This window comes from Shewanella sp. S1-49-MNA-CIBAN-0167, assembly GCF_040310145.1.
In the GTDB taxonomy this organism is placed as follows: Bacteria; Pseudomonadota; Gammaproteobacteria; order Enterobacterales; family Shewanellaceae; genus Shewanella; species Shewanella psychromarinicola.
Window position 1 is genome coordinate 1 of sequence record NZ_JBEOPO010000436.1, and the last position, 245, is coordinate 245.

The following is a 245-nucleotide window of genomic DNA, read 5'->3' on the forward strand; positions in this document are numbered from 1 at the left end:
GTCAGTTGCCGCGCTGGTACGCACAAACGCTGCAGTACTTAAATTGTTGTTTGAACCATAAAGGTTGTTTGGTTTGTTTTCCGCGACCGAGTTGTGCGCATCAAATGTCAGCTTTAAGTTATCTGTTGCTTGCCACTCAAGGTTAAAACCTAAGGAACCACTTTCGTTACGTACGCCATAATCACCAGCCGCCATAGATAAATCAGCAGGTGAACCATAAGTTTCAGAATAAATAAGTGGTGAGG

The 245-nt window shown here is 43.7% G+C and carries 1 protein-coding gene; it reads right to left on the minus strand.

Annotation, left to right across the window (positions count from 1 at the left end):
- On the minus strand, positions 1-245 hold a 245-nt coding region (locus AAEZ00_RS21945; RefSeq protein WP_351090138.1), incomplete at both ends, for a hypothetical protein.